This window comes from Actinophytocola sp., from assembly GCF_045807065.1.
Lineage (GTDB): Bacteria > Actinomycetota > Actinomycetes > Mycobacteriales > Pseudonocardiaceae > Actinophytocola.
Window position 1 is genome coordinate 1 of record NZ_JBJMIE010000133.1, and the last position, 5027, is coordinate 5027.

The following is a 5027-nucleotide window of genomic DNA, read 5'->3' on the forward strand; positions in this document are numbered from 1 at the left end:
ACCGGTCCAATGTGACACCGACCGGACCACCAGACAGCCCCCTGCGACGAGCTTCACACGCCGACGCGACCGTTTCGCCAGCGGTACTCCACGGGTACCGGAAGCGCCTACTTGCCCTCGCGCCATCCGTTCGTCATCGGGAGGCGGCGGTCGCGGCCGAAGGCCTTGAAGGTGATCTTGGTGCCCGGCGGGTACTGGCGGCGCTTGTACTCGGCGCGGTCCACCATCCGCAGCACCTTGTCGATCAGCTCCGGCGTGAAGCCCGCCGCGATCAGGTCCTCATAGCCCCGGTCGCCCTCGATGTAGTCGTCCAGCACGGCGTCGAGCAGTTCGTAGTCCGGCAGCGAGTCCGTGTCCACCTGGCCCGGCCGCAGCTCCGCCGACGGCGGCTTCGAGATCGAGTTCTCCGGGATCGGCGGGGTCTCACCGCGCTCGGCCGCCACCGCGTTCCGCCACCGCGCCAGCTCCCACACCAGCGTCTTCGGCACGTCCTTGATCGGCGCGAACCCGCCGACCGCGTCGCCGTAGATGGTCGAGTAGCCCACGGCCAGCTCGGTCTTGTTGCCGGTCGCCAGCACCAGGTGACCGTGCTGGTTCGACAACCCCATCAGGGTCACGCCGCGGCACCTGGCCTGCACGTTCTCCTCGGCGAGCCCGGTCAACCCCAGCTGCGACACGAACACCGCGACCATGTCCGCGATCGCCTGCACCTGGTAGTGCAGCCCCGTCCGCGACGCGAGGTCCGCCGCGTCGTCCTTCGAGTGCGACGACGAGTACACCGACGGCAGCGACACCCCGTGGACGTTCGACGCCCCCAGCGCGTCCACCGCCAGCGCCGCGCACACCGCCGAGTCGATCCCGCCCGACAGGCCCAGCACGACCGAGGAGAACCCGTTCTTCCGCACGTAGTCGCACAGCCCGAGCGTCAGCGCCCGCCAGATCTCCTCGCACTCCGACAGCGGCTGGACCGGCGCCGGCGTCTCCACAGCGGGGTACGGCGGCAGGGGAGCATCCGACAACGTCACGCGCCGCACCGAGAAGCCCTCGAACTCACCCGATTCGGTAGCGGCGTCAGCCGGAAGGTCCAGGTCGAGAACGGTCAGGTGCTCGACGAACTGCGGCAACCGGGTCAGAACCGAACCGGAAGGGGACACCACCATCGAGTCCCCGTCGAACACCAGGTCGTCCTGGCCGCCGACCATGTTCACGTACACCAGCGGCGCCCTGACCTCCGCGGCACGCCGCGCCACCAGCGGCTCCCGCACGTCGTCCTTCTTCCGCTCGTACGGCGAGGCGTTCGGCGACACCACCAGGTCCACCCCGGCCGCGCCCAGCGCGGTGATCGGTCCGCCGTCCTGCCAGATGTCCTCGCAGATGACCATGCCGACCTCGAGCCCGTGCAACCGCACGATGTCGAGCGTCCGCCCCGGCATGAACAGCCGCCGCTCGTCGAACACGCCGTAGTTCGGCAGGTGGTGCTTGAACTGCGTCGCGGCGATCCGGCCCTCGTACAGCACCGCCACGGCGTCCCGCGGCCCCACCTCGTCCCGGTCCAGGTAGCTGACGACCGCGGCCACGGAGCCGTGCCCGGCGGCCTCCAGCCGGACCGCCAGCTCACCGAGGGCGGCACGCGACGCCGACGCGAACGACTCCCGCAGCGCGAGGTCCTCCACGGGGTAGCCGGTCAGCACCATCTCGGGGAACACGACCAGGTGAGCGCCCGCCTCATGCGCACGCTCGGTCCACGAGGCGATCAGCGAGGCGTTCCCCTCCAGGTCCCCGACCGTGGCGTTGACCTGGGCGAGCGCGATCCGTAGCTGTGGCATGCGACCATCCTAGAACGGTTTTCGTCTATGAGGCGAAAAATCGTGGGTGGACTCACGAGATATCCCGGAACCGCCTCTCCACGACCGTCGCACGGACTACGGTGTCCCGCACACCGAGGACAGGGGCGCGAAGATGCGGCGCGTGTTGATGATGGTTCTGACCGTGGTCCTCGCGTCGGCCTGCAGCACGGCCGTCGACGGCACCCCGGTCGCGGACCCGCGGGCCACGCGGGTCGGCCAACCGGGCGGACCGGTCCGCATCTCCTTCATGACCTCCGTCGGCGACGGCTACGAGGACCTGCTGACCGAGTACCAGAGCCAGCACAGGGGCGTCACCATCGAGCTGCAGAAGGTCCAGCCCGACGCGTACTACGCGAAGCTGCACACCATGCTGGCCGCCGGTCAGGCGCCGGACGTGGTCGTCGTCGGCGAGGAGTACCGGGCGACGCTGTTCGACCAGCCCGACCTGTTCGCCGATCTCGCCGAGGTGGGGCCGGCGGACGTCGACCCGAAGCAGTGGCCGGACTGGAAGTACGAGGGCGGGCTGGGGAAGGACGGCACCTGGTTCGGCTACGGCATGGACAGCGGTCCCCTCGGCATGGCCTACCGCACCGACCTGTTCGCGGCGGCGGGCCTGCCCACCGACCCCGCTCAGGTCGGGAACCTGTTCCGGAGCTGGGACTCCTACCTCGCGGCGGGCGACCAGTACGTGCGGGCGACCGGCAAGCCGTGGTTCGACTCGGCCGCGGAGGTGTTCACCGCCAGGCAGAACCAGCTGGACACCGGCTACTACGACCGGGACGACAACCTGATCATCGAGAACAACGCGGACATCAAGGCCAGCTGGGACGCCGTGACCGGGGCGGTCGGGCGCGGGCAGTCGGCCAGGCTCGCGCCGTTCAGCGCGGAGTGGTTCAACGGGTTCCGCGCCGCCGCGTTCGCCACCGCGCCGGCGCCGTACTGGATGCTGGCGCTGATCAAGACGAACGCCGGACCGGAGAACGCGGGCAAGTGGGCCGTCGCCGACACCTTTCCGGGGGGCGGCGCCAACTGGGGCGGCAGCTACCTCGCCGTGCCCAGGCAGTCGCACGCCGCCGCGCAGGCCGCCGCGTTCGCCGCCTGGCTGACCGCGCCGGAGCAGCAGGTGCGGCTGTTCCGGACCACGGGCTCGTTCCCGAGCCGGGTGGGCGCGCTGCGGTCGAGCGAGCTGCGCGGGACCACCGACCCCTACTTCGCCACCAAGGAGACCGGCCGGCGCTACGCGGACCTGGCCGGCAAGGTGACCGTGGCCCCGTACCGAGCCCCGCGCGACAGCCGGGTCCAGACCGAGGCCGTGTGGCCCGCGCTGCAGGCGGTGGAGCAGGGCACACCGCCCGACGCCGGGTGGCAGCAGGCGGTGGACAAGGCCAGGTCGGTCAACTGAGCTATCGCCGCGACGTGCCCCGCACCTTCTTGATCATCGCGCGGACCCGCTGCAGCGCCTGCTCCGCGTCGGTGTCGAACGGGTTGTCGTGCACCATGTACGTCCAGGTCGCCGACGGCCTGCGCAGCCCGTCGGCGGCCAGGTCCACGCCGTCCGGGCCGATCTCGGCCGACTCCAGCGTTTCCACCGACCGCTCGGAGATCTCGTCCTGGATCTTGCGGAACTCGGGGATCGCGGTCCGGTGGAACTCGTCGATCGGCGTCTCCTTGGCGAGCGCCCGCAGGTGGATCGTCTCCCGCACGTCCGCCAGGAACGCCAGGTGCTCGGTCCAGCGCTGGTCGAGGTGGTACAGCATGATCTGCCGCGCCGCCTCCTCCAGGACCTTCTCGTCGTCGATCCGCTCGGTCAGCTCCTCCCACCGCTCCTCGGCCTGCGACGCCAGCGTGGTGGCGGCGAGGTCGGTGGTCAGCAGCTCGTCGCGGTACTCCAGCAGCACCTTCCGCTGGTGCTCGATCAGCCGCGTGTAACGCCAGGTGTTGCGGTGGATCTCCAGCTGGACGCCCTCGGACACCTTCTGCGCGTGGTCGATGAACCGCTTGGTCGTCGCGTCCAGGAGCCGCCCGGGGTCCTCGTCGGAGTCCGGTTCGGCGCCCGCGGTCGCGTCCGGCGCGTACTGGACCACCTGGTCGTCGTTCAGCGACGCGAACATGATCGACCCGCCGGGGTCGCCCTGCCGCCCGGACCGGCCGCGCAACTGGTCGTCGAGCCGGCTCGACGGGTACCGGCCGGTGCCGATCACCAGGAGTCCGCCCAGGTCGGCGACCTTGTCGTGCGCCTCGGCGTCGCCGCTCCGCCGGCCACCCAGCCGGATGTCGGTGCCGCGGCCGGCCATCTGCGTGGACACGGTGACCGCGTCGTACGCGCCGGCCTCGGCCACGATCGCGGCCTCCTGCGCGTCGTTCTTCGCGTTCAGCACCACGCACTCGACGTCGGCGTCCGCGAGCATCTTCGCCAGGCGCTCCGACTCCGCGACGTCCCGCGTGCCGATCAGGATCGGCCGTCCGGTCCGGTGGACCTCCGCGATCTCCCGGACGATCGCGTTCTCCTTGTTCTCGACCGTGTCGTACAGCCGGTCCGGCTCGTCCTCGCGCACGCACGGCCTGTTCGGCGGGATGACCGCGACGCGCAGCTCGTAGAACTCCCGCAGCTGCTCGGCCACCGCCACCGCCGTGCCGGTCATGCCGCACACCGTCAGGTACCGGCTGATCAGGCCCTGCACGCTGATCGAGTCGAGCACCTCGCCGCTCTCGGTCGGCCGCAGCCTCTCCTTGGCCTCGACCGCGGCCTGCAGGCCGTCCGGCCAGCGCTGGCGCAGCGCGATGCGGCCGCGCGAGCTGTTGATCAGGTGGACCTTGCCGTCGCGGACGATGTAGTCGACGTCCCGCTCCAGCAGCGCGTGCGCGTGCAGCGCGGCGTTCACCGCGGCCAGCCGGTCGCTGTGCTCACCGGAGTACAGGTCGACGCCGCCCAGCGCCTTCTCGACGACCTTCGCGCCGCGGGTGGTGAGCCACGCGTTGCGGCCGTCCTCGTCCTTCTCGTAGTGCTGGCCCGGCTTGAGCGCGCGGACGATCTTGGCGACCTCGGGGTCGGACTGGCCCTCGTCACTCGACCCGGCCAGCACCAGCGGCACCTTGGCCTCGTCGATCAGCACCGAGTCGGCCTCGTCGACGATCACCACGTCCGGGTCCCGGCCGACCATGTCGTCGACCGTGGTGCAC

3 protein-coding genes are annotated in these 5027 nt (G+C 70.9%); 1 reads left to right on the forward strand and 2 read right to left on the reverse strand.

Annotation, left to right across the window (positions count from 1 at the left end; all coding sequences use genetic code 11):
• Positions 1 to 107 precede the first annotated feature (107 nt).
• On the reverse strand, positions 108 to 1826 hold the full coding sequence (locus ACJ73U_RS07740; RefSeq protein WP_407776847.1) for an NAD+ synthase: 1719 nt from the start codon (positions 1824 to 1826) through the stop codon (positions 108 to 110).
• 148 nt (positions 1827 to 1974) lie between these two features.
• Here ACJ73U_RS07740 and ACJ73U_RS07745 point away from each other — a divergent pair, with 148 nt between their 5' ends.
• Positions 1975 to 3249, forward strand: coding sequence for an ABC transporter substrate-binding protein (locus ACJ73U_RS07745; RefSeq protein WP_407776849.1), 1275 nt, complete (start codon positions 1975 to 1977; stop codon positions 3247 to 3249).
• Between the two features lies 1 nt (position 3250).
• On the opposite strand, the gene secA2 is transcribed toward ACJ73U_RS07745, so the two are convergent.
• Positions 3251 to 5027 (reverse strand): accessory Sec system translocase SecA2 (gene secA2 / locus ACJ73U_RS07750; RefSeq protein WP_407776848.1); only part of this gene is annotated, 1777 nt, incomplete at its 5' end.